Annotated in this window: 23 protein-coding genes, 5 tRNA genes and 1 pseudogene; 23 read left to right on the plus strand and 6 right to left on the minus strand. The window is 71.0% G+C overall.

The genetic code is table 11. The annotated features are described in order from the left end of the window. Positions 1 to 2,382 (minus strand): nitrate- and nitrite sensing domain-containing protein (locus J7E97_RS23330; RefSeq protein ID WP_215030583.1); only part of this gene is annotated, 2,382 nt, incomplete at its 3' end. 600 nt (positions 2,383 to 2,982) lie between these two features. On the opposite strand from J7E97_RS23330, the gene J7E97_RS23335 reads away from it, so the two are divergent. From J7E97_RS23335 to J7E97_RS23375, 9 genes are all read left to right on the plus strand, one after another. Then, positions 2,983 to 3,168, plus strand: a complete 186-nt coding sequence (locus tag J7E97_RS23335) for a hypothetical protein (protein WP_215030584.1) — start codon at positions 2,983 to 2,985, stop codon at positions 3,166 to 3,168. Between the two features lie 97 nt (positions 3,169 to 3,265). Beyond that, positions 3,266 to 4,072 (plus strand): fumarylacetoacetate hydrolase family protein, encoded by an 807-nt coding sequence (locus tag J7E97_RS23340; RefSeq protein WP_215030586.1) that lies wholly within the window; start codon positions 3,266 to 3,268, stop codon positions 4,070 to 4,072. Further along, positions 4,065 to 5,540, plus strand: a complete 1,476-nt coding sequence (gene gltX / locus J7E97_RS23345) for a glutamate--tRNA ligase (protein ID WP_215030588.1) — start codon at positions 4,065 to 4,067, stop codon at positions 5,538 to 5,540. Before J7E97_RS23340 ends, gltX begins: the two co-directional genes overlap by 8 nt. A gap of 144 nt (positions 5,541 to 5,684) precedes the next feature. After that, positions 5,685 to 6,413, plus strand: coding sequence for an HAD family hydrolase (locus J7E97_RS23350; RefSeq protein WP_215030590.1), 729 nt, complete (start codon positions 5,685 to 5,687; stop codon positions 6,411 to 6,413). An 86-nt stretch (positions 6,414 to 6,499) separates the two neighbouring features. Continuing rightward, positions 6,500 to 6,571: transfer RNA gene (locus J7E97_RS23355), tRNA-Gln, on the plus strand. A gap of 26 nt (positions 6,572 to 6,597) precedes the next feature. Then, positions 6,598 to 6,670: transfer RNA gene (locus tag J7E97_RS23360), tRNA-Glu, on the plus strand. 61 nt (positions 6,671 to 6,731) lie between these two features. Continuing rightward, positions 6,732 to 6,804: transfer RNA gene (locus J7E97_RS23365), tRNA-Glu, on the plus strand. 24 nt (positions 6,805 to 6,828) lie between these two features. Then, positions 6,829 to 6,900 (plus strand) — tRNA-Gln (locus tag J7E97_RS23370). A 22-nt stretch (positions 6,901 to 6,922) separates the two neighbouring features. After that, positions 6,923 to 6,995: transfer RNA gene (locus J7E97_RS23375), tRNA-Glu, on the plus strand. A gap of 183 nt (positions 6,996 to 7,178) precedes the next feature. On the opposite strand, the gene ndgR is transcribed toward J7E97_RS23375, so the two are convergent. Further along, entirely contained in the window at positions 7,179 to 7,895 is a 717-nt protein-coding gene (gene ndgR / locus J7E97_RS23380) for an IclR family transcriptional regulator NdgR (RefSeq protein WP_215030593.1), read from the minus strand. Between the two features lie 185 nt (positions 7,896 to 8,080). Here ndgR and leuC point away from each other — a divergent pair, with 185 nt between their 5' ends. The 4 genes from leuC to J7E97_RS23400 all read left to right on the plus strand — a co-directional run bounded on the left by leuC (position 8,081) and on the right by J7E97_RS23400 (position 11,304). Next, entirely contained in the window at positions 8,081 to 9,505 is a 1,425-nt protein-coding gene (leuC, locus tag J7E97_RS23385; protein ID WP_215030595.1) for a 3-isopropylmalate dehydratase large subunit, read from the plus strand. 5 nt (positions 9,506 to 9,510) lie between these two features. Then, entirely contained in the window at positions 9,511 to 10,104 is a 594-nt protein-coding gene (leuD, locus tag J7E97_RS23390; RefSeq protein ID WP_215030597.1) for a 3-isopropylmalate dehydratase small subunit, read from the plus strand. A 137-nt stretch (positions 10,105 to 10,241) separates the two neighbouring features. Beyond that, complete coding sequence (locus J7E97_RS23395; protein ID WP_215030599.1) at positions 10,242 to 10,469, plus strand: hypothetical protein; 228 nt, start codon at positions 10,242 to 10,244, stop codon at positions 10,467 to 10,469. A gap of 145 nt (positions 10,470 to 10,614) precedes the next feature. After that, positions 10,615 to 11,304, plus strand: coding sequence for an HU family DNA-binding protein (locus J7E97_RS23400; RefSeq protein ID WP_215030601.1), 690 nt, complete (start codon positions 10,615 to 10,617; stop codon positions 11,302 to 11,304). A gap of 278 nt (positions 11,305 to 11,582) precedes the next feature. On the opposite strand, the pseudogene cofC reads toward J7E97_RS23400, so the two are convergent. Then, positions 11,583 to 12,263: pseudogene (gene cofC, locus J7E97_RS23405) on the minus strand (2-phospho-L-lactate guanylyltransferase); the annotation flags it as partial. Positions 12,264 to 12,428: 165 nt separating this feature from the next. Between cofC and J7E97_RS23410 the strand changes: the two are divergent. From J7E97_RS23410 to J7E97_RS23420, 3 genes are read left to right on the plus strand one after another with little or no spacing between them, the layout of a single operon-like run. Then, on the plus strand, positions 12,429 to 13,181 hold the full coding sequence (locus J7E97_RS23410; protein WP_215030603.1) for a 1-acyl-sn-glycerol-3-phosphate acyltransferase: 753 nt from the start codon (positions 12,429 to 12,431) through the stop codon (positions 13,179 to 13,181). Then, positions 13,178 to 14,188 carry an NAD(P)H-dependent glycerol-3-phosphate dehydrogenase gene (locus tag J7E97_RS23415; RefSeq protein ID WP_215030605.1) on the plus strand — a complete coding sequence of 337 codons (1,011 nt, stop codon included), beginning with the start codon at positions 13,178 to 13,180 and terminating at the stop codon, positions 14,186 to 14,188. The genes J7E97_RS23410 and J7E97_RS23415 overlap by 4 nt, the downstream gene beginning before the upstream one ends. 39 nt (positions 14,189 to 14,227) lie before the next feature. Further along, a complete protein-coding gene (locus J7E97_RS23420; protein WP_215030607.1) occupies positions 14,228 to 15,385 on the plus strand; it encodes a D-alanine--D-alanine ligase family protein in 1,158 nt (385 codons plus the stop codon). A gap of 83 nt (positions 15,386 to 15,468) precedes the next feature. Here J7E97_RS23420 and J7E97_RS23425 read toward each other — a convergent pair whose 3' ends face one another. After that, positions 15,469 to 15,966 carry a DUF3515 domain-containing protein gene (locus J7E97_RS23425; protein ID WP_215030609.1) on the minus strand — a complete coding sequence of 166 codons (498 nt, stop codon included), beginning with the start codon at positions 15,964 to 15,966 and terminating at the stop codon, positions 15,469 to 15,471. Positions 15,967 to 15,989: 23 nt separating this feature from the next. Continuing rightward, on the minus strand, positions 15,990 to 16,223 hold the full coding sequence (locus J7E97_RS23430; protein ID WP_030028650.1) for an Lrp/AsnC family transcriptional regulator: 234 nt from the start codon (positions 16,221 to 16,223) through the stop codon (positions 15,990 to 15,992). Positions 16,224 to 16,465: 242 nt separating this feature from the next. Here J7E97_RS23430 and J7E97_RS23435 point away from each other — a divergent pair, with 242 nt between their 5' ends. Further along, a complete protein-coding gene (locus J7E97_RS23435) occupies positions 16,466 to 17,449 on the plus strand; it encodes a thiamine-phosphate kinase (protein WP_215030611.1) in 984 nt (327 codons plus the stop codon). A 98-nt stretch (positions 17,450 to 17,547) separates the two neighbouring features. Continuing rightward, entirely contained in the window at positions 17,548 to 18,324 is a 777-nt protein-coding gene (thiD, locus tag J7E97_RS23440) for a bifunctional hydroxymethylpyrimidine kinase/phosphomethylpyrimidine kinase (protein ID WP_215030643.1), read from the plus strand. Between the two features lie 161 nt (positions 18,325 to 18,485). Here thiD and rpmB read toward each other — a convergent pair whose 3' ends face one another. Next, positions 18,486 to 18,671 carry a 50S ribosomal protein L28 gene (gene rpmB / locus J7E97_RS23445; protein WP_073911113.1) on the minus strand — a complete coding sequence of 62 codons (186 nt, stop codon included), beginning with the start codon at positions 18,669 to 18,671 and terminating at the stop codon, positions 18,486 to 18,488. Positions 18,672 to 18,914: 243 nt separating this feature from the next. Between rpmB and J7E97_RS23450 the strand changes: the two genes are divergently transcribed. From J7E97_RS23450 to J7E97_RS23470, 5 genes are all read left to right on the plus strand, one after another. Further along, entirely contained in the window at positions 18,915 to 20,570 is a 1,656-nt protein-coding gene (locus J7E97_RS23450; RefSeq protein ID WP_215030613.1) for a DAK2 domain-containing protein, read from the plus strand. A 16-nt stretch (positions 20,571 to 20,586) separates the two neighbouring features. Further along, entirely contained in the window at positions 20,587 to 23,787 is a 3,201-nt protein-coding gene (locus tag J7E97_RS23455) for a helicase-related protein (RefSeq protein ID WP_215030615.1), read from the plus strand. Between the two features lie 62 nt (positions 23,788 to 23,849). Beyond that, the gene (gene rsmD, locus J7E97_RS23460; protein ID WP_215030617.1) at positions 23,850 to 24,428 is read left to right on the plus strand and encodes a 16S rRNA (guanine(966)-N(2))-methyltransferase RsmD; all 579 of its coding nucleotides are present in this window, start codon (positions 23,850 to 23,852) and stop codon (positions 24,426 to 24,428) included. 29 nt (positions 24,429 to 24,457) lie between these two features. Beyond that, positions 24,458 to 24,937 carry a pantetheine-phosphate adenylyltransferase gene (gene coaD / locus J7E97_RS23465; RefSeq protein ID WP_215030646.1) on the plus strand — a complete coding sequence of 160 codons (480 nt, stop codon included), beginning with the start codon at positions 24,458 to 24,460 and terminating at the stop codon, positions 24,935 to 24,937. Positions 24,938 to 25,109: 172 nt separating this feature from the next. Beyond that, a complete protein-coding gene (locus tag J7E97_RS23470) occupies positions 25,110 to 26,186 on the plus strand; it encodes a cell division initiation protein (protein WP_215030619.1) in 1,077 nt (358 codons plus the stop codon). The last annotated feature ends 142 nt before the right edge of the window (positions 26,187 to 26,328 follow it).

Below are 26,328 nucleotides of genomic sequence, written 5' to 3' on the forward strand. Positions count from 1 at the left end.
GGGCAGGGCCGCGCGCTGGGCGCCGGCGGAAACCTGGCCGCGCTGGGGAGCCGCGCCCACGGGCGGACGTGCGCCCGGACCGGGAAGGGAGCCCTGCGCCTGCGCGCCGCCGCCCTGACCGCCCGCGGCGCCGGGAAGACCCTGGCCGCCCTGACCGGGCATCGGAGCCGGCTTCTTGCCGCCCTGGGCGACATCCACCGGCAGCATGACGAGGGCCGTCGTACCGCCCGAGTCGGAGGGGCGCAGCTGGATGCGGATGCCGTGTCGCAGGGACAGGCGGCCGACCACGAACAGGCCCATGCGGCGGGAGACGGAGACGTCCACGGTCGGCGGCGAGGCGAGCCGCTCGTTGATCGCGGCGAGGTCCTCGGGGGAGAGGCCGATGCCGGTGTCGTGGATCTCGACGAGCACGCGCCCGTCGGGCAGCGCGTGACCGGTGACCTTGACCTTGGTCTGGGGGGAGGAGAACGAGGTGGCGTTCTCCAGCAGCTCGGCGAGGAGGTGCACGAGGTCGTTGACGACGCGGCCGGCGACCTCGGTGCCGGGCACCGAGGAGAGTTCGATGCGCTCGTACTGCTCCACCTCGGACGCGGCGGCACGGAGCACGTCGACGAGCGGGACGGGGCGGGTCCAGCGGCGGCCCGGCTCCTCGCCCGCGAGGACGAGGAGGTTCTCGCCGTTACGGCGCATGCGGGTCGCGAGGTGGTCGAGCTTGAAGAGCGAGGAGAGCTGGTCCGGGTCGGCCTCGCGGGACTCCAGCTCGGAGATGAGCGAGAGCTGACGCTGGATGAGGCCCTGCGAACGCCGCGAGAGGTTGGTGAACATCGCGTTGACGTTGCCTCGCAGGAGCGCCTGCTCGGCGGCGAGGCGGACGGCCTCGCGGTGCACGTCGTCGAAGGCCGCGGCCACCTGGCCGATCTCGTCCCGGGTGTGCAGACCGACCGATTCCACGGTCGTGTCCACGTCCTGCGGGTCGGACTCGGAGAGCTGCTTGACGAGCTCGGGCAGCCGGTCCTGGGCGACGCGGGTCGCGGTGTCCTGGAGGCGGCGCAGCGAGCGGATCATCGAGCGGGCCATGACGAAGGCGCCGACGAGGGAGACGCCGAGGACGAGGAGGATCAGCGCACCGTTGATGATGGCGTCGCGCTGTGACTCGCTCTTGAGCTCGCGGGCCTTGACTTCCATGTCCTCGAGCAGGGTCAGCTCGATGATCTTCATGGCCTGGAGCTTGGTGTCGTCCGCGTCGTACCAGTCCATCCAGGAGCGGTTCTTCTCCTTGGCGAACTGGTCCTTGTTGCCGAGGACGCGGCGGGCGTAGTGGTCGGCGGTGCCGATCTCCTGGTTGCCGTCGCCGAGCACCGCGAGGAGCTCCTCGGGCTTGCCCTGGTAGACGAGCTCGAAGGTGGTCTTCGCCTTGTCCTCGCCGCTCTGCGCGGCAAGGGCGTACAGGCGGTCGTTCTCGGGGAGGTTGCCGCCGAGCGCGGGGTCCGCGGGGAGCGCGGCCGCGATGATCGCGCGCTGGATGGACGCGTACTCCTTGGCGGAGGAGAACGCCGCCAGGGCGCGGGTGCGCTTGATCATCTCGGGGTTCGAGGTGGCCTGCGCCATGTCCTGGGAGAGCGAGAGCAGCGAGACGATCAGCGCGTTGTACTCGGTGACCGTCTGCTGGGCACCGTTCTGGTACGCCTTGCCGCGGATGTCCTCGATCTTGGTGAGGCCGCGGCCGATCTGCAGGACGTTGTTGCGGATCGACTTGAGGGTCTCGTCCTTGCCGCCCGCGTTGTCGACCTTGTCGGTCGCGGCGGCGAAGGCCTTGGCTGCGGCGTCGGTCTGGTCGCGGGCGCCCTTGACGAGGCTGTTGGCCTTGCCGGACTTGTCGACCGACAGCGGACCCGCGGACTGGTCGCGCTCCGCCTGGAGCATGGCGGCCAGGTTGGTGGCCTGGCGGGTCATCGTCGTCAGCAGCTGCATGTGCTCCAGCTGCGCGATGTCGTTGAGCGAGTCGTTGATGCGGAAGCCACCGAGGGTGGTGGCCGCGACGACCGGCAGGGTCAGCAGCGATACGAGTCGCGTGCTGATGCGCCAGTTCTGCATGGCGAGACGGGAACCGGACCCACTGGGGGCCTTGGGTATCGCCGTGTCGCGCTCGGCGGACTCGGCGTTGCCGCGGGGCGCGCCCTTGGGCTTGGCGCGTCCCTTCCCCTTCGGCGGGGCGGAGGCGTCGGGGCCCGCGCCCTGGAGCGCCGGCCCGCGGTTCTGGGCGTGCTGGGGCGAGGAGCCGCGGTCGGTCCCGCCGCGCGGGTCCTGCTCCGCCGCAGCGTCCCCTCGGCCCTGGCGGGCCTGGGGAGACCCCTTGCCGTCCCTCTTGAATCGTCCCTGCACTAGCGTCGCAACCTCTGGACCAGGCGTCCCGCCGGGCGACCGGTGGGACGGTGTCGAGTCGTGGGGCAATGCGCCCCATGGTGGTCGTCGGTGACCGGCGCGTCTCCCTCTCCGTTGCCGCCGCGCTCGGCGCTGTCTCGCGCCACCTGCGCGCCGGCTGATTCCCGCGGCGGTCCCGCGAATTCCAGCACAGAGGGGGATCTCCAACAAGGTGCGAGTGTTGCCCCGGAGAGTCGGTCACGGCTTGTGACCCGAGCGCTACCCCTCGTGGGAGTCAATCCGTACCTAACCGGACTTACGTCGCCCAAACCCCGCGCCTGGCAAGGTGCCCCAGTCGAGATGATCAGGAGCGGAATGGCGCATTCAGTGGCGCAATGTCCGGTTTTCCGGCTGGAGTTGACTGTCCGCTATGCCGGTAATGCCCGGTCGCAGGTGAGCAAACTCACATAGCCGTGGCCATTACTTCCCGGTTCCGCGGGGGATTCAGATGTTTAGCCTTGAGCTTTACAGGGTTGACGCAGACGAGCGGCACCCAGAAGGCAGCCGGCGGCACCCGCCGCCGTCCCCATCCGACCAGCGAGCCGAGGGCCCCAGACTCCGATGAAGACGACGATGATGTTCCGCAACATAGCCAACCCGCGCCGCACCACCCTCGCCCACCTCAAGGACGCCGAGGAGCTGCAGGCCGTAGCGGTCCCGGAGCACACCGTCGAGCTGCCGGCCCAGACCGCGAACCCGCGCCGCACCATCCTCATGGACGCGCCGGTCGCCGCCCCCGCGCAGTAGGCACCGCCGAAAGCCGCGCGAAGCGTCGGCCCCCACCGCGTTAGCCTGGAGTCCGCAGACTCCAGCCAGCGGAAATACAGAGGGGCAGACGCAACACGTGCGCATCGCCAGGTTCTCCATCGACGGCAATGTCGCGTTCGGCGCGGTCGAGGGCAGCACTGCCCCCGGCGCCGAAGGTGAGCTCGTCCTCGACATCATCAAGGGCATCCCGTTCGCGGACTTCGAGCTCTCCGGCACGAAGGTCCCGCTGAGCAAGGTCCGGCTGCTGCCGCCCGTGCTCCCGAACAAGGTCGTGGCCATCGGCCGCAACTACGCGGAGCACGCGGCGGAGCTGGGTAACACCATCGTCGACAGCGAGGGCCGTCCGCAGGCCCCGATCACCTTCTTCAAGCCCTCCACCTCGGTGGTCGGCCCGGGCGACCCGATCGGGTACCCCTCCTTCACCCAGGACCTCCAGCACGAGGCGGAACTCGCCGTGGTCATCGGCCGCATGTGCCGCGAGGTCCCGCGCGAGCGCGTCAAGGACGTCATCCTCGGCTACACCTGCGCCAACGACGTCACCGCGCGCGACGTCCAGCAGCGCGAGAAGCAGTGGGCCCGGGCCAAGGGCTTCGACGGCGCCTGCCCCCTCGGCCCCTGGATCGAAACCGATCTCGACCCGAGCGATCTGACCATCCAGTGCACCGTCAACGGCGAACAGCGCCAGCTCGGCCGCACCAGCGACATGGTCCGCTCCATCGAGGACCTGATCGTGCACATCACCGAGGCCATGACGCTGCTCCCGGGCGACGTCATCCTCACGGGGACCCCGGCCGGAGTCGGCCCCCTCAACGTCGGCGACGAGGTCGCCGTCACCATCGAAGGCATCGGCACTCTCACCAACAAGGTGATCAAGCGTGGCTAACGCGACCCCCCGCGTACGTTTCTGTCCGTCCCCGACCGGCAACCCCCACGTGGGCCTGGTCCGCACGGCCCTCTTCAACTGGGCGTTCGCCCGCCACCACGGCGGTACGTTCGTCTTCCGCATCGAGGACACCGACGCGGCCCGCGACTCCGAGGAGTCCTACGGCCAGCTGCTCGACTCGCTGCGCTGGCTCGGTTTCACCTGGGACGAGGGTCCCGAGGTGGGCGGCCCGCACGCCCCGTACCGCCAGTCCGAGCGCATGGACATCTACGCGGACGTCGCGAAGAAGCTGATCGACGGGGGCTACGCGTACAACTGCTACTGCACCACCGAGGAGCTCGACGCGCGCCGTGCCGCCGCCCGCGCGGCCGGCAAGCCCTCCGGCTACGACGGCCACTGCCGCGAGCTGACCACCGTGCAGGTCGAGGCGTACGAGGGCGAGCACCGCCCCCACATCGTCCGCTTCCGGATGCCCGACGAGACCATCACCTTCACCGACCTGGTCCGCGGCGAGCTGTCCTTCACCCCGGAGAACGTGCCGGACTTCGGCATCCTGCGCGCCAACGGCGCCCCGCTGTACACGCTGGTCAACCCCGTCGACGACGCGCTGATGGAGATCACGCACGTCCTGCGCGGCGAGGACCTCCTCTCCTCGACCCCCCGCCAGATCGCGCTGTACAAGGCGCTGGTCGAGCTGGGCGTCGCGAAGGGGATCCCGGCCTTCGGCCACCTGCCGTACGTGATGGGCGAGGGCAACAAGAAGCTCTCCAAGCGCGACCCGGAGGCCTCGCTCAACCTGTACCGCGAGCGCGGCTTCCTCCCCGAGGGCCTGCTGAACTACCTCTCGCTCCTCGGCTGGTCCTTCTCCAAGGACCAGGACATCTTCACGATCGAGGAGATGGTCGCGAAGTTCGACATCCCGGACGTCAACGCGAACCCGGCGCGCTTCGACCTCAAGAAGGCCGAGGCGATCAACGCCGACCACATCCGCCTGCTGGACCCGAAGGCCTTCGCGGACGCCTGCGCCCCCTGGCTGCGGGCCCCCCACGCGAACTGGGCGCCGGAGGACTTCGACGCCGCGGCCTGGGAGCGCATCGCGCCCCACGCCCAGACCCGCGTCACGGTCCTGTCCGACATCACGGCCAACGTCGACTTCCTGTTCCTGAAGGAGCCGGTCGAGGACCAGGCCTCGTGGGACAAGGCGATGAAGGGCGACCCGGCGGCCCTGCTGACCACGGCCCGCGCCCACCTGGAAGCGGCGGACTGGTCGGACCCCGAGTCCCTCAAGCAGGCCGTCCTGACCGCGGGTGAGGCCCACGGCCTCAAGCTCGGCAAGGCGCAGGCCCCGGTCCGCGTCGCGGTGACCGGGCGCACGATCGGCCTCCCGCTGTTCGAGTCCCTCGAGATCCTGGGCAAGGACCGCTCGCTGTCCCGCATCGACGCGACGCTGGCGAAGCTGGCCGCGTAGCCGTACCCGTACGTCCCCCGGGGGGCGGCCGCCGGATCCCCGGCCGCCGCCCCCCGGGGCGTTTCCCGGGCCCGGGGCGCCCGTTCCGCATCGAGTTCCGCGGTGTGCCCGCACGGCGCGACCGTGCGACGTAGGGTCGGCCCCATGGCGATTCGCGCGGTGCTGTGGGACATCGACGACACCTTGTTCGACTACACCGGGGCCGACCGGGCCGGGCTCGCCGCGCACCTGGCCGACGAGGGGATCGCCGAGCGGTACGGGGCTCCGCACGAAGCCCTCGCGCTGTGGCGCCGGATCACCGACCGGCACTGGGGGCGCTTCGCCGCCGGCGAGGTGGGCTTCCAGGGGCAGCGCTGGGACCGGGTGCGGGAGTTCCTCGCGGCGCCCGGGCTGAGCGACGCGCAGGCCGACGACTGGTTCGGGCGGTACGTCGAGCACTACGAGGACGCCTGGACCGTCTTCCCCGACGTGGTGCCCGTACTGGACGTCCTCGCCGCCGGCTACCGGCACGGGGTGCTCACCAATTCCTCCCTCGCCAACCAGGACCCCAAGCTGCGCCGGCTCGGCCTGCGGGACCGCTTCGAGGTGCTCGTGTGCGCCGTGGAGCTGGGCGTCAGCAAGCCGGAGGCGGCCGCCTTCCTCGCGGCCTGCGCGGAGCTCGGCCTGGAGCCGCACGAGGTGGTCTACGTGGGCGACCAGCCGGAGATCGACGCGCGCGGCGCCCGGGACGCCGGACTGACGGCGGTCTGGCTGGATCGGGAGGGCGGCCGGGGGCCGGGGCCCGACGGAGTGCACCGGATCGCCGGACTCGACCGGCTCCCGGAGGTACTGGCCGCCGATACCCGTTTTGGAGCACGGTCAGCCATCCGGTAATGTTCTTTCTGCGCCGCCCGAGCGGGCCGAAAGGCCGGGCCGGAGACGCTAACCGAACGAAAGTCCCTCAGGGTCTTGAGTTTTGGTGGGCTATAGTGTAATTGGCAACACGAGGGTTTCTGGTTCCCTTATTCTAGGTTCGAGTCCTGGTAGCCCAGCGCAGTTCAGTGTTAACGCAGTGCTTGCCCCCGTTGTGTAGCGGCCTAGCACGCCGCCCTCTCAAGGCGGTAGCGCCGGTTCGAATCCGGTCGGGGGTACAGATCCTTCCCGCGAGATCTCCAGGGTCGCACCCGGATGTTTTGATGCAGGATCGCTAGGGCCCCCGTTGTGTAGCGGCCTAGCACGCCGCCCTCTCAAGGCGGTAGCGCCGGTTCGAATCCGGTCGGGGGTACGGTGTCTAGCTGGTCTAGACCTTTGGGCTATAGTGTAATTGGCAACACGAGAGTTTCTGGTTCTCTTATTCTAGGTTCGAGTCCTGGTAGCCCAGCGCAGTACCGCAGTAACAGCTAGCCCCCGTTGTGTAGCGGCCTAGCACGCCGCCCTCTCAAGGCGGTAGCGCCGGTTCGAATCCGGTCGGGGGTACGCATCGAAGAGGCCCTCCGCGTTCATCGCGGAGGGCCTCTTCCGCGTTCCCGTACGCAGGCCCGCGGCCCGCGAACCCGTAGGCGCGGGCCCCGGGCACAAGTGCGGGCCCGGAGGCGCGCGTTCGGACGTGTGCGGCGTCGTACGCGCCCCCGGGCCCGGGGGAGTGTGGGAAGGGTCGGGTCAGCTGGAGCGGCGCAGGGCTTCCGTCAGGCGGCCGGCCGCGTCGATGACGGCCTGGGCGTGCATGCGCCCGGGGTGGCGCGTCAGGCGCTCGATCGGGCCGGAGACCGACACGGAGGCCACCACGCGGTTCGAGGGGCCGCGCACCGGCGCCGAGACGGAGGCCACGCCGGGCTCCCGCTCGCCGATCGACTGCGCCCAGCCGCGGCGCCGTACGCCCGAGAGCGCCGTCGCGGTGAAGCGCGCGCCCTGCAGGCCGCGGTGGAGCCGCTCGGGCTCCTCCCAGGCCATCAGGATCTGCGCGGCCGATCCGGCCTTCATCGGAAGCGTGGAGCCCACCGGGACGGTGTCCCGCAGGCCCGACAGCCGCTCGGCCGCCGCCACGCAGATGCGCATGTCGCCCTGACGCCGGTAGAGCTGTGCGCTCTCTCCCGTCACGTCCCGGAGGTGGGTGAGCACCGGTCCGGCCGTGGCCAGCAGGCGGTCCTCGCCGGCCGCGGCGGCGAGCTCCGCCAGCCGCGGTCCGAGGATGAACCGGCCCTGCATGTCCCTCGCCACCATCCGGTGGTGTTCCAGTGCCACGGCAAGGCGATGTGCCGTGGGTCGTGCGAGCCCTGTCGCCGCGACCAGCCCGGCGAGGGTGGCCGGACCGGACTCCAGTGCGCTCAATACCAGAGCTGCCTTGTCGAGAACGCCGACGCCGCTAGAGTTGTCCATGAAACGATATTCGCGTCTCACACTGTGAAACGCAAGTTCAATTTTTCCAAGAACCAGCGAGTCTGTATGTGCGGGTCCACGAACCACCTGGATCCGAGCCGTCGTCCGGGACGTGGGGTACGGGCGACAAGGCGCACAAGATCTCTATGAAGCGCCGGCACAACCGGCCGGCCGGAGGGAAAGTGATGGGTAGGACACTCGCGGAGAAGGTCTGGGACGACCATGTCGTCAGGCGCGCGGAGGGCGAGCCCGACCTCCTCTTCATCGATCTGCACCTGCTGCACGAGGTGACCAGCCCCCAGGCCTTCGAGGGTCTGCGGCAGGCCGGCCGCAAGGTCCGCCGCGTGGACCTCACCATCGCGACCGAGGACCACAACACCCCCACGATCGACATCGACAAGCCGATCGCGGACCCGGTCTCCCGGGCCCAGCTGGAGACGCTGCGCGCCAACTGCGCCGAGTTCGGTGTCCGCCTGCACTCGCTGGGCGACGTGGAACAGGGCGTGGTCCACGTCGTGGGACCGCAGCTGGGTCTGACTCAGCCGGGCACCACCGTGGTCTGCGGTGACTCCCACACCTCCACCCACGGCGCCTTCGGCGCGCTGGCCTTCGGCATCGGAACCAGCCAGGTCGAGCACGTGCTGGCGACGCAGACGCTGCCCCTGGCCCGCCCCAAGACGATGGCGATCACCGTCACCGGCGCGCTGGCCGAGGGCGTCACCGCCAAGGACCTGATCCTGGCGATCATCGCCAAGATCGGCACCGGCGGCGGCCAGGGCTACATCCTGGAATACCGCGGCGAGGCCATCGAGAACCTCTCGATGGAAGCCCGCATGACCATCTGCAACATGTCGATCGAGGCCGGCGCCCGCGCGGGCATGATCGCCCCCGACCAGACCACCTTCGACTACCTCGAGGGCCGCGACCACGCCCCGACGGGCGAGGACTGGGACGCGGCGGTCGCGTACTGGAAGACCCTGCGCACCGACGACGACGCGGTCTTCGACGCCGAGGTCGTCATCGACGGCACCGTGCTGGCGCCGTTCGTCACCTGGGGCACCAACCCGGGCCAGGGCGCGCCCCTGTCGGGACACGTCCCCGATCCGGCTTCGTACGAGGACGCTTCGGAGCGCTTCGCCGCCGAAAAGGCCTTGGAGTACATGGGGTTGACCGCCGGACAGCCGCTGCGCGACATCAAGGTCGACACCGTCTTCGTAGGTTCTTGCACCAACGGCCGCATCGAGGACCTGCGCGCCGTCGCGGGCATCGTCGAGGGCCGCAAAGTCGCCGACGGCGTACGGATGCTGGTCGTCCCGGGCTCCGTCCGCGTCGCCCTGCAGGCGGTGGAGGAGGGCCTGGACAAGGTCTTCAAGGAGGCCGGCGCCGAATGGCGGCACGCGGGCTGTTCGATGTGTCTGGGCATGAACCCCGACCAACTGGCGCCCGGTGAGCGCTCCGCGTCCACCTCCAACCGCAACTTCGAAGGCCGGCAGGGCAAGGGGGGACGCACCCACCTGGTCTCCCCGCAGGTGGCCGCGGCCACCGCGGTGCTGGGCCATCTGGCCTCGCCCGCCGACCTGTCCGACGCCCCCGCGACCGCCGGAGTCTGAGAACGATGGAAGCCTTCACCACCCACACCGGCCGGGCCGTCCCGCTGCGCCGCAGCAACGTCGACACCGACCAGATCATCCCGGCCCACTGGCTGAAGAAGATCACCCGCGACGGGTTCGAGGACGGGCTCTTCGAGGCCTGGCGCAAGGACCCGGAGTTCATCACGAACCGCCCGGAGCGCGCGGGCGCGACCGTCCTGGTCGCGGGCCCCGACTTCGGCACCGGTTCCTCGCGCGAGCACGCCGTCTGGGCCCTGCAGAACTTCGGCTTCAAAACGGTCATCTCCTCCCGCTTCGCCGACATCTTCCGCGGCAACTCGCTGAAGAACGGTCTGCTGACCGTCGTCCTGCCGCAGGAGGCCGTCGACCGGCTGCTGGATCTGACCGAGGCCGACCCCACTGCCGAGATCACGGTCGACCTGGTCGACCGCCAGGTCCGAGCCGAAGGCGTCGTGGCCGAGTTCGAACTCGACGACAACGCCCGCTGGAGGCTGCTGGAGGGGCTGGACGACATCTCGCTCACCCTTCAGAACGAAGGGGACATCGCGGCCTACGAAAGCGTCCGTCCGACCTTCAAGCCGCGCACCATTCAGGCGTGATTCCAGCCTGATCAGCGCTTATTCGCCTTCTGGTGATCACATAGGCAACACTGTGCCCCCTGCCGTCCGGCAGGGGGCACAGCTGTGTGTTGAGACCCCGTGAGGCGACAACTCGCCCCAGATGGCACAATCTGTGCATGGAACGCGACAGTCAACTTGAGCTCTACGAACTCGTCGCGGACCGATTGAAAGAAGCACACACACGGGTTCGCTCACTGCAAGTCCCGGAGGGCGTAAGGATGGCGCTGACCCGGAAGCTGTTGGTCGTCACTGCCGCGGCGAAGCACGATGCCGCAGATGCGGCAGTGCGCCTGGACAGGTTGATGAAGGACCTCGACGAGGGTCGATTCCCTGAAGGCGACTGATGCGAAGGAACTCCGTAACGGCCTACAGCGTTGCGGCACTAGGGTGATAAGCCCGTTTCGTGTTTGATTTGCGGTATATATCCGCCTAACGTGCGAAATAAGCTTGAACACATTCGTTCTGGCGAAGTCTCCGAAGGGGAAGACGTTGAACAAGGCGCAGCTCGTAGAAGCGATTGCCGACAAGCTGGGCGGCCGTCAGCAGGCCGCGGACGCTGTCGACGCGGTACTGGACGCCGTCGTCCGCGCGACCGTCGCGGGAGACCGGGTCTCGGTCACGGGCTTCGGCTCGTTCGAGAAGGTCGACCGCCCGGCCCGCTACGCCCGCAACCCGCAGACGGGTGAGCGCGTCCGGGTCAAGAAGACCTCCGTACCCCGTTTCCGCGCGGGTCAGGGCTTCAAGGACCTGGTCGCCGGCACCAAGAAGCTGCCCAAGGGCGGCGAGGTGTCGGTGAAGAAGGCGCCCAAGGGCAGCCTCACGGGTGGCTCTTCCGCGGCCTCCGCCACGGTGAAGAAGGCAGCGGCGAAGAAGGCCACCACCGCCAAGAAGGCGGCGACCGCGGCCAAGACCACGGTCGCGAAGAAGACCACGGCCAAGAAGGCCACGCCCACCGCCAAGAAGACGGCGGCCAAGACCGCGGTCGCGAAGAAGGCCGCACCCGCGGCGAAGAAGGCCACGGTCAAGAAGGCCGCGGCGACGGCGAAGAAGACCACCGCCACCGCGAACAAGACCGCGCCGGCGGCCAAGAAGGCCACCGCGGCGACGAAGGCGCCCGCCAAGAAGACGGCGACGCGCAAGGCCACCGCGAAGAAGACCACCGCCCGAAAGACCAAGTAGGGCACGAGTCACACACGACGGGCCGGCTTCCCCACCTCAGGGGAAGCCGGCCCGCGGTGCGTGGGCCGGAAGGCGGGTCAGAACGTCTGGAGCGTGACCAGGGTGATCCGCAGGCCCGCGCCCTCGCCGTCCGTCTCGATCCGCACCCGCTGTCCCGGGCGCAGCAGGCGCAGGCCGCCCGCGTCGAACGCGGGGGCCTCGAAGGGCACCGGGGTGCCGTCGTCCAGCAGCACACTGCCGCTGCGGGTCTGGGAGTCGTACGTGTACGCGGTCGCCTGCATACGGGCACTGTATCGGGACGTGTGGCGACCCACGCCGAGGGCGAGGGCCGTCCGCAGATCCGCGGCGGTGTCCACGTCCCGGCGCACGCTGTCGACGCCCGGCAGGTCGATTTCCACCGCACCGGAGGCCGAATGCCGGGCGCGGGACCGACCGCCGAACGAGGGTGTCAATTCCACGTACGGCGCAGCGGAAAGCAAGGTCGTCCCGATTCCCGCCGCATCGGCCAGAAATGCCCGGGGAAATACCGAAGCGTTTTCGAGCACGCGTAGCAATTCGGGTGACCGCAGCGCCGGCAGGTCCGCGTTCATCGCCGCCACCGCCGCCCGCGGCCGGGCCGCCCGTATCTCCCGCGCCCCGTGCGCCAGCGCCGCGTTGAGTCCGGCGCCCGGGACGTCCGGCACGATCCGCGCCCCCAGCCGGGCCAGTTCCGCGCCGGCCGCCCGGTCGTCCGTGACGACCACCACATCCGCGACCGCCGCACAGGCCAGCGCCCCCGCCACGGTGTCCAGGGCGAACGCCAGGGCAAGCCCCGGCCGGGAGGCGCCGACCGCCTGTGAGAGACGGCTCTTGGCCACCGCCAAGGGCTTCAGCGGGACCACCAGACTCCAGACGGCGTTCGTGACCGACCCCTTCCCTCCGCCGCGCTCGCGCGGCCGTTCAGCCCATGCGCAGGTCATGGCCGGGTCATGCGTGGGCCCATTGTCGCCTCAAGGCGGGCGACCCGGGCTCTGGCCCGGGTGCGCGGGGCGTACGGTGTTCTCGACAGGGACCGGACCTGGGGCGACACTTGTCCGGCCCCAAGGTGCCCACGCCGCGCACCGGTCCTAGAGGAAGGTGTCCGAGTGTCCCGCCGCAGAATCGGCTTCTGGTACCGCCTGGCGGCGGTCATCGCGAAACCGCCGCTGGTAGTGCTCTTCAAGCGGGACTGGCGGGGAATGGGCCACATTCCGTCCGACGGCGGATTTATCACCGCCGTCAATCACAACTCGTATCTGGACCCGCTGTCCTACGCGCACTTCCAGTACAACACCGGCCGGGTGCCCCGATTGCTCGCCAAGGCGGCCCTCTTCAAGGTCCCCATTGTCGGCGCGATCCTGCGCGGCTCCGGCCAGATCCCCGTCTACCGGGAGTCCACCAACGCCCTCGACGCATTCCGGGCCGCGGTCGACGCCATCGAGCGCGGTGAATGCGTGGCCTTTTACCCGGAAGGCACTCTCACCCGGGACCCGGACATGTGGCCGATGGCCGGCAAGACCGGCGCCGCCCGCGTGGCATTGATGACCAGGGCCCCGGTCATTCCGGTGGCCCAGTGGGGCGCGAACCTCGCGATGCCGCCCTACGCCAAGGAGAACAAGCTCAGCCTGTTCCCGCGCAAGACCCTCCAGGTCCTCGCGGGACCGCCCGTGGACCTCTCCGAGTACTACGACCGGGAACCCACCCCGGACCTGCTCAAGGAGGTCACCGAAGTCATCATGGCGGCCATCACCGGGCTACTGGAGGAACTGCGGGGCCAAAAGGCGCCCACGCAGCCGTACGACCATCGCAAGGCCAGGGCACAGCAGCGGCGCAAGGCCGCGGGGGAGGGCAACAAGTGACACGTCCCGTGAAGGCAGCCGTATTCGGAACCGGCTCCTGGGGCACGGCCTTCGCCATGGTGCTCGCCGACGCCGGTTGCGAGGTGGTCCTGTGGGGCCGCCGGCGCGAGCTGGTCGACGCCATCAACACCGGCCGGACCAACCCGGACTACTTCCCCGGCGTCGAACTCCCCGCGAACATCCGCGCCACCACCGACCCGGCCGAGGCCGCGGCCGGCGCCGACTTCACGGTCCTCGCCATCCCCTCGCAGACCCTGCGCGGCAACCTCGCCGAGTGGGCCCCGCTGCTCGCCCCCGACACCGTGCTCGTCTCCCTCATGAAGGGCGTCGAACTCGGCACCGCCAAACGGATGAGCGAGGTCATCGAAGAGGTGGCCAAGGTCCCCGCGGCCCGCGTCGCCGTCGTCACCGGACCCAACCTGGCCCGCGAGATCGCCGCCCGCCAGCCCGCCGCCTCCGTGGTCGCCTGCGTCGACGAGGCCGTCGCCCAGCGCCTCCAGGCCGCCTGCCACACCCCGTACTTCCGCCCGTACACGAGCACCGACGTGGTCGGCTGCGAGCTCGGCGGAGCCGTCAAGAACGTCATCGGCCTCGCCGTCGGCATCGCGGACGGCATGGGCCTCGGCGACAACACCAAGGGCTCGCTGATCACCCGCGGACTCGCCGAAGCCACCCGGCTGGGCCTGGCCATGGGAGCCGACCCGCTCACCTTCTCCGGCCTCGCCGGGCTCGGCGACCTCGTCGCCACCTGCTCCTCGCCGCTCTCCCGGAACCACACCTTCGGCACCAACCTCGGCCGCGGGATGACCCTGGAGGAGACCATCGCGGTCACCAAGCAGACCGCCGAAGGCGTCAAGTCCTGCCTTTCCGTGGCCGATCTGGCCCGCCGCCACGGGGTCGACATGCCCATCACCGACACCGTCGTCGACATCGTCCACCACGGCAAGCCCACCCTGGTCGCGCTCAAGGAACTCATGGGGCGCAGCGCCAAACCGGAACGGCGCTGACTGCTTTCCGGACGTGCGAGCGGGTACCCTCGTGGCGATATGAGCAGCGAGAACCTCCCCCAGAGCCCTGAGCAGCAGGGCCGCAAGCCCCGCGTGGCCGTCGTGTTCGGCGGCCGCAGCTCGGAACACGCCATCTCGGTCGTCACCGCGGGCGCCGTCCTGCGTTCCATCGACCGCTCCAAGTACGAGGTGCTGCCCATCGGCATCACCACGGACGGCCGGTGGGCGCTGACCGCCGACGAGCCGGCCCGGATGGCCATCGCCGACCGGAAGCTCCCGAGCGTCGAGGAGCTCGCCGACTCCGAGTACGGCGCCGTCGTGCTCTCCGTCGACCCGGCCAGCCGCGAGGTCGTCTACACCGAGCCGGGCGCCGTTCCCAAGGCCCTGGGCGAGGTCGACGTCGTCTTCCCCGTCCTGCACGGCCCGTACGGCGAGGACGGCACCCTCCAGGGCCTCCTGGAGCTCTCCGGCATCCCGTACGTCGGCTCCGGCGTCCTCGCCTCGGCCGTCGGCCAGGACAAGGACTACATGAAGCGGGTCTTCACGTCCTTCGGGCTGCGCGTCGGCCCGTACGTGACCCTGCGCCCCCGCGAGTGGGAGAACGACCGGGAGGCCGCCCGCGGCAAGGTCCTGGACTTCGCCGCCGACCACGGCTGGCCGCTGTTCGTCAAGCCCGCCCGGGCCGGTTCCTCGATCGGCATCACCAAGGTCGACGACGTCTCCGGGCTGGACGCCGCGATCCGCGAGGCCCGCCGCCACGACCCGAAGGTCATCGTGGAGGCGCTGCTGCGCGGCCGCGAGATCGAGTGCGGGGTCCTGGAGTTCGAGGACGGGCCGCGCGCGAGCGTGCCCGCCGAGATCCCGCCGGTCTCGAGCCACGACTTCTACGACTTCGAGGCGAAGTACATCGACTCCGCCTCCGGAATCGTGCCCGCCCCGCTCACCCCGGAGCAGACCGCCGAGGTCCAGCGGCTCGCCGTCGAGGCCTTCGAGGCCGCGTCCTGCGAGGGCCTCGTGCGCGCCGACTTCTTCCTGACCGAAGACGGCACCTTCGTCATCAACGAGATCAACACCATGCCGGGCTTCACACCGATCTCCATGTACCCGCGCATGTGGCAGGAGTCGGGCATCGAGTACCCGGAGCTGGTGGACCGTCTCATCCAGGCCGCCCTGCGCCGCTCCACCGGGCTGCGCTAGCCCCCGAGTCCCGTACGCGCACGCGGACCGCCCGCCGGGCCCCGGAACGGCCGCGGGGTCCCACCCGGGCGGGACCCGCGAGGTCAGTACGAGGCGATGCCCTCGGGCACGGTCTTGGCGATCGCCGAGGACAGGCCCACCAGCATCCCCATATCCGTGGCATGCTCCTTGTCGACCAAGACCTCCGTGTACGCCAGCCGCAGCCCGGTGGTGAACCGGGCCCCGCCGTCGTCCAGCCGCTCCACGAGCCAGCCGACACCGTTCACCTCGATGCCGTCCTGTTTCGGATCCAGCATCTTCACGGGCTTGCGGACACCGCACCGCAGTACGATCGCCGAGCCGCCCCACGCGGCGGTGAGGTCCGACTCCGGCACCGCCGGGGTCCGGTCCAGCGAGGCCACCGTCCCGGGGAGCTCTTCGTGCAGCGCCGCACACAGGTCCGCCACGTCGGCGGGCGGGGCGGACGGCAGGTCCACCCGGGCCTCGGAAACACCCGGGGAACAGCCCGCGAGGGCCGCCGAGGCGGCGGCCACCGCGGTCAGCGCGGCGAGCAGAGAGAAGGGCCGGCGGTGTCGTGACATCACCGGCCAAGAGTAGACGGGGGCTACAGATGGACCACCGGGCAGGTCAAGGTGCGGGTGATCCCCTCCACCTGCTGGACCTTGGCGACGACCATGCGGCCGAGCTCGTCCACGGTGTCGGCCTGGGCGCGCACGATCACGTCGTACGGGCCCGTCACGTCCTCGGCCTGGATCACCCCCGGGATCTGGCCGATGGACTCGGCGACGAACGACGCCTTGCCCACCTCGGTCTGGATGAGGATGTACGCCTGTACCACGGAACCTCCAGGGCGGCCACGAGGATCATTTCCCCTACCCTTCGGGTGGGCCCGGGGATCACGGGTGGGCCCGGAGAAGGGACGCCACGGTACCGCGTCGCCGGGCGCCGCGGGGAGACCCCCGGGTCCGGCGGCGCGCGGGGCGGGGCGTACGGAGAGCAGAAGTTGACGTATCTGTTGACGGTACCCAGAGCTGTGACGGCTCGCGACCGCAAGCGGACTGGGCAAGAAGGGGCACAGCGATGAAGGGCACTGTGGGCGAGCTGGGGGAGTTCGGGCTCATTCGAGAGCTCACCTCACGGCTCACCACCACCCCGGCGGTCCGGCTCGGACCGGGCGACGACGCCGCGGTCGTGTCGGCCCCCGACCGGCGGGTCGTGGCGAGCACGGACATCCTGCTGGAGGGCCGGCACTTCAGGCGCGACTGGTCCACCGCCTACGACGTCGGCCGCAAGGCCGCCGCGCAGAACCTCGCCGACATCGCCGCCATGGGCGCGGTGCCGACCGCGCTGCTGCTCGGCCTCGTCGTCCCGGCCGAACTCCCGGTCACCTGGCCCACCGAGCTGATGGACGGCATCCGCGACGAATGCCAGGTCGCCGGCGCGGCCGTGGTCGGCGGCGACGTGGTCCGCGGCGACACCATCACCGTGGCCATCACCGCGCTCGGCGACCTGCGCAACCACGAGCCCGTGCTGCGCTCCGGCGCCCAGCCCGGTGACGTCGTGGCCGTCACGGGCTGGCTCGGCTGGTCCGCGGCCGGATTCGCCGTGCTCTCGCGCGGTTTCCGCTCGCCGCGGGCCTTCGTGGAGGCCCACCGGCGGCCAGAACCGCCGTACCACGCGGGCCCCGCGGCCGCCGGACTCGGCGCCACCTCCATGACCGACGTCAGCGACGGCCTCATCGCGGACCTCGGGCACATCGCCGAGGCCAGCAAGGTACGGATCGACCTGCGCTCGGCGGCCGTCGACATCCCGACGCAGATGCACGACATCGGGCAGGCCGTCGGCGTGGACCCGCTCCAGTGGGTCCTCACCGGGGGAGAGGACCACGCCATCGTGGCCACCTTCCCGCCGGACGTGAAGCTCCCGGCCCGCTGGAAGGTCATCGGCGAGGTGCAGAACCGCTCCGCGCTGCCCCAGGTGACCGTCGACGGCGCCCCCTGGACCAGCACCGGCGGCTGGGACCACTTCGGCGCGGACCCGGCCGCCGAGGACGGCGGCCGGTGAACCGGCCGCAGGCCCGCGCGCACACCGCTTCGCCCGCCCCCGCGCACCCCGCCGGCCCGCACGGGGCTCCGTACGCCGTCCCGCACCCGCCGCTCTGCCTGACCGTCGCCGGATCCGATTCCGGCGGCGGCGCGGGCATCCAGGCCGACCTCAAGGCGATGCTGGCGCTCGGGGTCCACGGGATGAGCGTGGTGACCGCCGTGACCGCGCAGAACTCGCTGGGCGTCAAAGGTGTCTGGGAACTGCCCGCGGAGGCCGTCAGGGGCCAGTACAGGGCCGTGGTGGACGACATCGGGGTCCAGGCCGTGAAGACCGGCATGCTGGCCTCCGCCGAACTGGTGGAGACGGTGGCCCGGCTGCTCGCCACGACCGACGCCCCCGCCGTCGTGGACCCGGTCGGCGTCTCGAAGCACGGGGACGCACTGCTCGCCGCCACGGCGCTGGACGCCGTACGCGCGGAGCTGCTGCCCCGGGCCACCGTCGCGACGCCCAACCTGGACGAGGTGACCCAGCTCACCGGCGTCGTCGTGGAGAGCGAGGACGACATGCGCCGGGCCGCCGACGCCGTACTCGCCTACGGGCCCGCCTGGGTGCTGATCAAGGGCGGCCACCTCGCCGCGCACCGCAACGAGGCCGTGGACCTCCTCACGGACGGCACCGAAGAGCGCTGGCTGCGGGCCCCCCGCCACGACAACCCGCACACCCACGGCACCGGCTGCACGCTCGCCAGCGCCATCGCGGCGGGCCTGGCGAAGGGCCTGCCCGTACCGCAGGCCGTCACGGCGGCCAAGGAGTACGTCACGGGCGCCATCGCGGCCGGCTTCGCACTGGGCGCGGGCACCGGCCCCGTGGACCACGCGTGGCAGTGGCGCTGAAACGCCTGTAGGGCCTGGTTCGCCGCACGGATCCGTGCGGCGAACCAGGCCCTACAGGGTCGATCGGTCGATCTGGTCGCTCGGGTAAAGCAAGAGGCCGGCCCACCGAGGTGGACCGGCCTTCTCAGCAACCGGAAAGGGCTGCGCTACGACGGGAGGCGTCAGCGCGAGACCTTGCCGGCCTTGATGCACGAGGTGCAGGCGTTGAGGCGCTTCGGCGTCCCATTGACCACGGCACGGACACGCTGGATGTTCGGGTTCCAGCGACGCGAGGTGCGGCGGTGCGAGTGGGAAATGCTGTTGCCGAAGCTCGGCCCCTTGGCGCAAACGTCGCAGTTGGCAGCCACAGGTCACTCCAAAGACTTCAGATGCACTTACAGTGAATCCCGGCGCACCGGTATCAGGGATCTGAAGTGGTGTGCCGGGGGGAATGGCCCGACTCTCATCGGGCAACCGGAGCAGCATACAACGACTGTCCCGGTCCAAGAAAACTACCACGGCTGCCGCAGCCCCCGCCCCGCGGTCCCGCTCTCCCGGCAGTCCTTCGTTACCCTGCGGTGAACCCTGGCCCGCACAAGGAGGAACGCCCGGTGGCGCACGAGCCTCAGCCCCCCCACGAGCTCGACGCCGAAGCGGTGCGCACCTGGAGCTCGCTGGCCGTGGCCGCACTGGCCCGGGCCCGCCAGGACATCGACGCGATCAACGTCTTCCCCGTCGCCGACGCGGACACCGGAACCAACCTCTACCTGACCGCCGAATCGGCCGACCGCGAGCTCGAAGACGCCTTCACCACCGTGACGGACGGCACAGCCGGTGCGGCCGGCACCTCCCTGCCCCAAGCCGTACGGGCCTTCGCCCACGGAGCCCTCATAGGCGCCCGGGGCAACTCCGGAACGATCCTCGCGCAGCTGCTGCGCGGAGTGGCCGACGTACTGGGCGACGAGCCCGCCGGGCGCCGACCGGCGCGGATGCTGGCCCAGGCGCTGACCCGGGCCACCGAGGAGGCGTACCAGGCCGTCGCGCACCCGGTGGAGGGCACGATGCTCACCGTCGCCGCCGCCGCCGCGCGGGCCGCCGAGCTCGCCGAGGCCGCCGCCGGGACCACAGCGGAGGTGGCCGCGGCCGCCTACGACGGGGCCCGCGCGGCCCTCGCCGAGACCCCCGGGCAGCTGGCCGCGCTCGGCCGGGCCGGAGTCGTCGACGCCGGGGGCTGCGGACTGGTCGCCGTACTCGGGGCCCTGTGGCAGGCGCTGTCCGGGCAGGAACCGGCCGCCGAGCCGGTCCGGGGCCGGGCCGTGCCCGTACCGCGGCCGCCCGAGCCCTGCGCCGAGGAGCTGGGCGGGCCCGCGTACGAGGTGGTCTACCTGCTGGAGGCCCCCGAGGCGCGGGTCGCCGAGCTGCGCACGCGGCTCGACGGACTCGGCGACTCGCTGGTGGTGGTCGGCGGCGACGGACTGTGGAACGTCCACGTGCACGTCGACGACCCCGGCGCGGCCGTGGAGGCCGGGGTGGCCGCCGGGCGGCCCTACCGGATCCGCATCACGCACTTCGGCGACGAACGGCGCCGGGCCCGCGGCGAACGCTCCCAGCGGGCCGTGGTCGCCGTGGTCCAGGGCGAGGGACTGGCCGTCCTGTGCGAGGAGGCCGGAGCCACCACCGTGCTCGCGCGCCCCGCGGAGCCACCGGCGTTCGCCGAACTGGCCGAGGCCGTGCGCCGGGCGCACGCCCGCGAGGTCGTCCTGCTGCCGAACGACGCCGAACTGCGGTCGGTCGCGGCGGCCGCCGCCGAACAGGCCCGCGCGGAGGGGATACGGGTCGCCGTGATCCCCACCCGCTCCGAGGTCCAGGGCCTGGCCGCGCTCGCCGTCCACGACGCGGACGCGACCTTCGACGAGGACGTGGTCGCCATGACCGCGGCCGCCGGAGCCACCCGCTACGGCGAACTGGCCGTCGCCGAACGGCAGTCCTTCACCTCGGCCGGCATCTGCCAGGCCGGCGACGTGCTCGGGCTCATCGACGGGGACGTGGCCGTCATCGGCGCGGACCTGCCGCGGACCGCCGAGTCCGTCCTGGACCGGATGCTCGGCTCCGGCGGCGAACTCGTCACCCTCGTCCTGGGCCCCGAGGTGCCGGACGCGCTGGCCGCGCGCCTGGAGGCGTACGTCCAGCACGGGCACCTGGCGGTCGACACCGTGACCTACCGGGGCGGGCGCTGGTCGGCGCCGCTGCTCATCGGGGTGGAATAGCCGGGTTGTCGGCGCCATGGTGTGCAATGAACACGTGCCCGCGCTCGACGAAGACCTCAAGAAGACCCTCGGCCCCGCCACCGCCAAGGTGCTGGCCGAGCAGCTCGGCCTGCACACGGCCCTGGACCTGCTCCACCACTACCCCCGGCGGTACGCCGAGCGCGGCGAGCTGACCTCGCTGGCCGAACTCGCCGACCAGATCGACGAGCACGTCACGGTGGTCGCGCAGGTCGCCGACGCGCGACTGCTGACGTACCAGGGTAGCCGGGGCGGGGGCAAACGGCTGGAGGTGACCATCACCGACGGCAGCGGCCGGCTCCAGCTCGTCTTCTTCGGATCGGGCGTCCACAAACCGCACAAGGAACTCCTGCCCGGCAGCCGCGCGATGTTCGCGGGCAAGGTCGGGATGTTCAACCGCAAGCTCCAGCTCGCCCACCCGGCCTACGAGCCGCTGGGCGGGGACGCCGGGGAATCGGACGCGGCGGCCGCCTTCGCCGGTCAGCTGATCCCCATCTACCCGGCCTGCAAGCAGCTGGAGTCCTGGAAGATCGCCAAGTGCGTGGACGCGGTCCTGCCGAGCGTCATGGAGGCCGTGGACCCGCTGCCGCCCGCCCTGCGCGAGGGCCGCGGACTGGTCCCGCTCACCGAGGCCCTGCTGAAGATCCACCGCCCGGCGACCAAGGCCGACATCGAGGACGCCCGCCGGCGCCTCAAGTGGGACGAGGCCTTCGTCCTCCAGGTCGCCCTGGCCCGCCGTCGCCGCGCCGACTCCCAGCTCCCCGCCGTCCCCCGCCGCCCCGCCCCCGGCGGCCTCCTCGACTCCTTCGACGCCAAACTCCCCTTCACCCTCACCGAAGGCCAGCAGACCGTCTCCAAGGAGATCTTCGACGACCTCGCCACCGACCACCCCATGCACCGCCTCCTCCAGGGAGAGGTCGGCAGCGGCAAGGCACAGCCGCTCGATGCGCTGGTGCTGACGCCCGCCGGCTTCCGCACCATGGGCGAACTGACGGTCGGTGACGAAGTGGTCGTACCCGAGGGCGAGATCGCGGTCATCGACGGCGTCTACCCGCAGGGTGTGCGGGAAGTGTGGCGCCTGGTGCTCTCCGACGGGAGCACGGTCGAGTGCGACGACGAGCACCTGTGGATCGTGGGGACGAGCGGTGCGTGGTTGCGGGGCGAGCAGCCCGAGGTGCTCACCACGAGAGAGATCCGCAACGACCTGCGCGAGGCCGACGGTTCGTCGAAGTGGTACCTGCCGACGGCCGTTCCCGTGGACCTGAACGGCGCGGGGGACCGGCCGCTCGACCCTTACCTGTTGGGTGTGCTCATCGGGGACGGCTCGTTCCGCCACGACCTGCGCCCCTCGACCGCCGATGACGCGATCAGGGCCGCCGTCACGACCGTGGCCGCGCCCGATCGCGTCGTGATCCAGGCACTGCGCGGCCTCGGTCTGTGGGGGTTGGACTCGCACGACGCGTTCGTTCCGGAGGGTTACAAGGACGCACCGGTCAAGGATCGGCTGGCCGTTCTCCAAGGGCTCATGGATACGGACGGCACGATCGCGCCCCCGGGCCCGGGGGTTTCGTTCCGCTGCGCGTCGAGGTCGCTGGCCGACGACGTGGCGTGGCTGGTCCGGTCCCTCGGAGGCCGGGCCAAGATCCGCGCGGAGAAGGCCGTCTTCGAGGTCGCGCTCGCGCTGCCCGAAGGGTTCGCACCCTGCCGGCTCTCGCGGAAGGCGGACCGGACGCGTCCCCGGACGACGCCCGACACCTTCCGGCGGGGCATCCGCGCCGTCGAGTACGTGGGCGAGAAGCCCGTCCAGTGCGTGAGCGTCGCCCATCCGGGCCGGGCCTACGTGACGGACAACTTCACCGTGACCCACAACACGATGGTGGCCCTGCGGGCCATGCTCGCCGTCGTGGACTGCGGCGGGCAGGCCGCGATGCTCGCGCCCACCGAGGTGCTCGCGCAGCAACACCACCGGTCCATCACCGAGATGATGGGCGAGCTCGCCGAGGGCGGCATGCTCGGCGGTTCCGACCAGGGGACCAAGGTGGTGCTGCTCACCGGGTCGATGGGGATGCCCGGGCGGCGCAAGGCGCTGCTCGACCTGGTCACCGGCGAGGCCGGGATCGTCATCGGCACGCACGCGCTGATCGAGGACAAGGTGCAGTTCCACGACCTCGGCCTGGTCGTCGTCGACGAGCAGCACCGCTTCGGCGTGGAACAGCGCGACGCGCTGCGCTCCAAGGGCAAGCAGCCCCCGCACCTGCTCGTCATGACCGCGACCCCGATCCCGCGCACGGTGGCGATGACCGTCTTCGGCGATCTGGAGACCTCCGTCCTGGACCAGCTGCCGGCCGGGCGCTCCCCGATCGCCACCCACGTGGTGCCCGCCAAGGACAAGCCGCACTTCCTGGCGCGGGCCTGGGAGCGGGTCCGCGAGGAAGTGGAGAACGGGCACCAGGCGTACGTGGTCTGCCCGCGCATCGGTGACGCGGTCGAGGAGGCCGACGACCTGAAGAACGCCAAGGGCGGCAAGAGCGGCAAGGGCGCCAAGGGCGCCCAGAAGAAGGCGGCCGAGGAGGACGGCGACAAGCGGCCCCCGCTCGCGGTGCTGGAGATCGCCGAGCAGCTCGCCCGCGGCCCCCTCGCCGGACTGTCCGTCGAGGTGCTGCACGGGCGGATGGACCCCGCCGACAAGGACGACGTCATGCGCCGCTTCACCGCCGGCGAGGTCAAGGTGCTCGTCGCCACCACCGTCATCGAAGTCGGGGTCAACGTCCCCAACGCGACCGTCATGGTGATCATGGACGCCGACCGCTTCGGCGTCTCCCAGCTCCACCAGCTGCGCGGCCGCGTCGGCCGGGGCTCCGCCCCCGGACTGTGCCTGCTGGTCAGCGAGATGCACGAGGCCAGCCCCGCGCGGGCCCGGCTCGCCGCCGTGGCCGCCACCCTGGACGGCTTCGAGCTCTCCCGCATCGACCTGGAGCAGCGCCGCGAGGGCGACGTGCTCGGCCAGGCGCAGTCCGGAGTCCGGTCCTCGCTGCGCATGCTCGCCGTCATCGAGGACGAGGAGGTCATCGCCCAGGCCCGCGAGGAGGCCACCCGCGTGGTCGCCGCCGACCCGGAGCTCGCCCAGATGCCGGGCCTGAGGGCCGCCCTGGACGCCCTGCTGGACACCGAGCGGGAGCAGTACCTGGAGAAGGGGTGACGGGTACGACCTATCGTTGAAGGCCTGCACCTCTTCTGCTCGCCCCCACCGAAGGACCCCAGATGACCCGCGTGATCGCCGGAAGCGCCGGCGGGCGACGCCTCGCGGTGCCGCCCGGCACCGGTACCCGCCCGACCTCGGACCGGATGCGCGAGGGCCTCTTCTCCACCTGGGAGTCCCTGCACGGCGTGGAGGGGGCCCGCGTGCTCGACCTCTACGCGGGCTCCGGCGCCGTCGGCCTGGAGGCGCTCTCCCGCGGCGCGGACCACGCGCTGCTGGTCGAGCCCGACGCCAAGGCCGCCAAGGCCATCCGGGACAACATCACCTCGGTCGGCCTGCCCGGCGCGGAGTTCCGCGCGGGCAGGGCCGAGCAGGTCGCGGCCGTCCCCGCGCACGGGGAGCCGTACGACGTGGTCTTCCTGGACCCGCCCTACGACGTCGAGCACGACGATCTTCGCGAGATCCTGCTCACACTCCGGTCCAATGGCTGGCTCACTGACGATGCGCTCGTCACCGTGGAGCGCAGGACGAGGAGCGGCGCCTTCCCGTGGCCCGAGGGCTTCGAGCCGCTGCGGTCCCGGAAGTACGGCGAGGGCACCCTTTGGTACGGCCGAGCCGCCTCCACCAGCGAAGAATCATGAAACCCGTACCGGGGAGCGAGGGAATTCAGTTGCGCCGCGCCGTCTGTCCGGGGTCGTTCGACCCCATCACCAACGGACACCTCGACATCATCGGCCGGGCCTCCCGGCTCTATGACGTGGTCCACGTCGCCGTGATGATCAACCAGTCCAAGCAGGGGCTCTTCACGGTCGAGGAGCGGATCGAGCTGATCCGCGAGGCGACCGCCGGCTACGGCAACATCGAGGTCGAGTCCTTCCACGGACTGCTCGTCGACTTCTGCAAGCAGCGCGAGATCCCCGCCATCGTCAAGGGCCTGCGCGCGGTCAGCGACTTCGACTACGAGCTGCAGATGGCCCAGATGAACATGGGGCTGTCGGGCGTCGAGACGCTCTTCGTCCCCACCAACCCCACCTACAGCTTCCTGTCCTCCTCCCTGGTCAAGGAAGTGGCGACCTGGGGCGGCGACGTGGCCCACCTGCTGCCCGCTCACGTGCACGCGGCGCTGATGGAGCGCCTGGCCCACCGCTGAGCACCGGCAGCGGGCCCGGCAGCGGGCCAGACGCCCGGCCCGGCACCCGGTCCGGCTCCGGCCACCGGAATCCCTGACGGTGCGTCAGCCGGTGTCGGCCCCCGGCCCGGGGGCCTTAAAGTCGTCCCGTCCGTCTCGGGAACCGCCCGAGGCCGAGAGAGTGCGAGCCCCCATGGACGTGCAGAAGAAGCTCGACGAGATCGTCGCGGCCGTCGGCAGCGCCCGGTCCATGCCCATGTCGGCCTCCTGCGTGATCAACCGCGCCGAGCTGCTCGCGCACCTGGAAGAGGTGCGGGGAGCCCTGCCGGGCTCGCTCGCGCAGGCGCAGGAGCTCATCGGCGGCCGGGAGCAGATGGTCGAGGAGGCCCGCCGGGAGGCGGAACGGATCATCGAGTCGGCGCACGCCCAGCGCGGTTCGCTGATCTCCGACACCGAGGTCGCGCGGCGCTCCCAGGACGAGGCGGACCGGATCCTGGCGGACGCCCGCCGGGAGGCCGAGGAGATCCGGGCCGAGGCCGACGACTACGTCGACAGCAAGCTCGCGAACTTCGAGGTCGTGCTCACCAAGACCATCGGCTCGGTGGACCGGGGCCGCGAGAAGCTCCTGGGCCGGGGCCCCGGGCTCGACGAGCAGGGCTACCCCGACGAGGAGGCGCCCGAGCGCAGCCACGACCCGCAGACGCAGCGCCGGCAGGCGGACGAGTACGTGGACACCAAGCTGGCCACCTTCGAGGCGGTGCTCTCCAAGACCCTGGAGGCCGTCGGCCGGGGCCGCCAGAAGCTCCACGGCCGGGTGGCCACCGACGACCTCGGCGCACACATGGCGGCCCAGGACGCGGCGGGGCTCCAGCAGTCCCGCTCGGCGAGCGACGCGGACTTCCTGGCCGGGCTGGCCGAGCCGGAGGCGCCGCTGATCCCGGCGCAGACGCAGGCGCGGCAGGAGCCGGCGTACGACGCGTACTCCTACCAGCAGCAGCCGGTCCAGCAGGACGCCTACGCCTACGAGGACCCCTACGCGGGCTACCAGCAGCAGGTGCAGCAGCCGGACCCCTATGCCGTCTCCTACGAGCAGCAGCAGCCCGACCCGTACTCCGGCGCGAACACCGGCTCCACCGGAGCGGCTTACGCCGGGCACTACGAGGCGCAGCAGCCCGCGCAGGACCAGCAGGCGGCGCTCGACGAGACCAGCTTCTTCGACACGAGCATGATCAACCTGGAGCAGCTGCGCCAGTACGAACAGGGCCGCTGACCCCCGCTCCGCCCCTGGATTGGGCTCAGAGCGAAGCGGCGGGTATCCTGGCTCTTCGGTCGCGCGTATGCACCGCGATCCATGCTGCCCTTGAGTGGCGGAAAACTTGATCTTCAGCAGTCTCCAGTGATTTTTTGAAAGC

The organism is Streptomyces sp. ISL-66, assembly GCF_018614135.1.
In the GTDB taxonomy this organism is placed as follows: domain Bacteria; phylum Actinomycetota; class Actinomycetes; order Streptomycetales; family Streptomycetaceae; genus Streptomyces.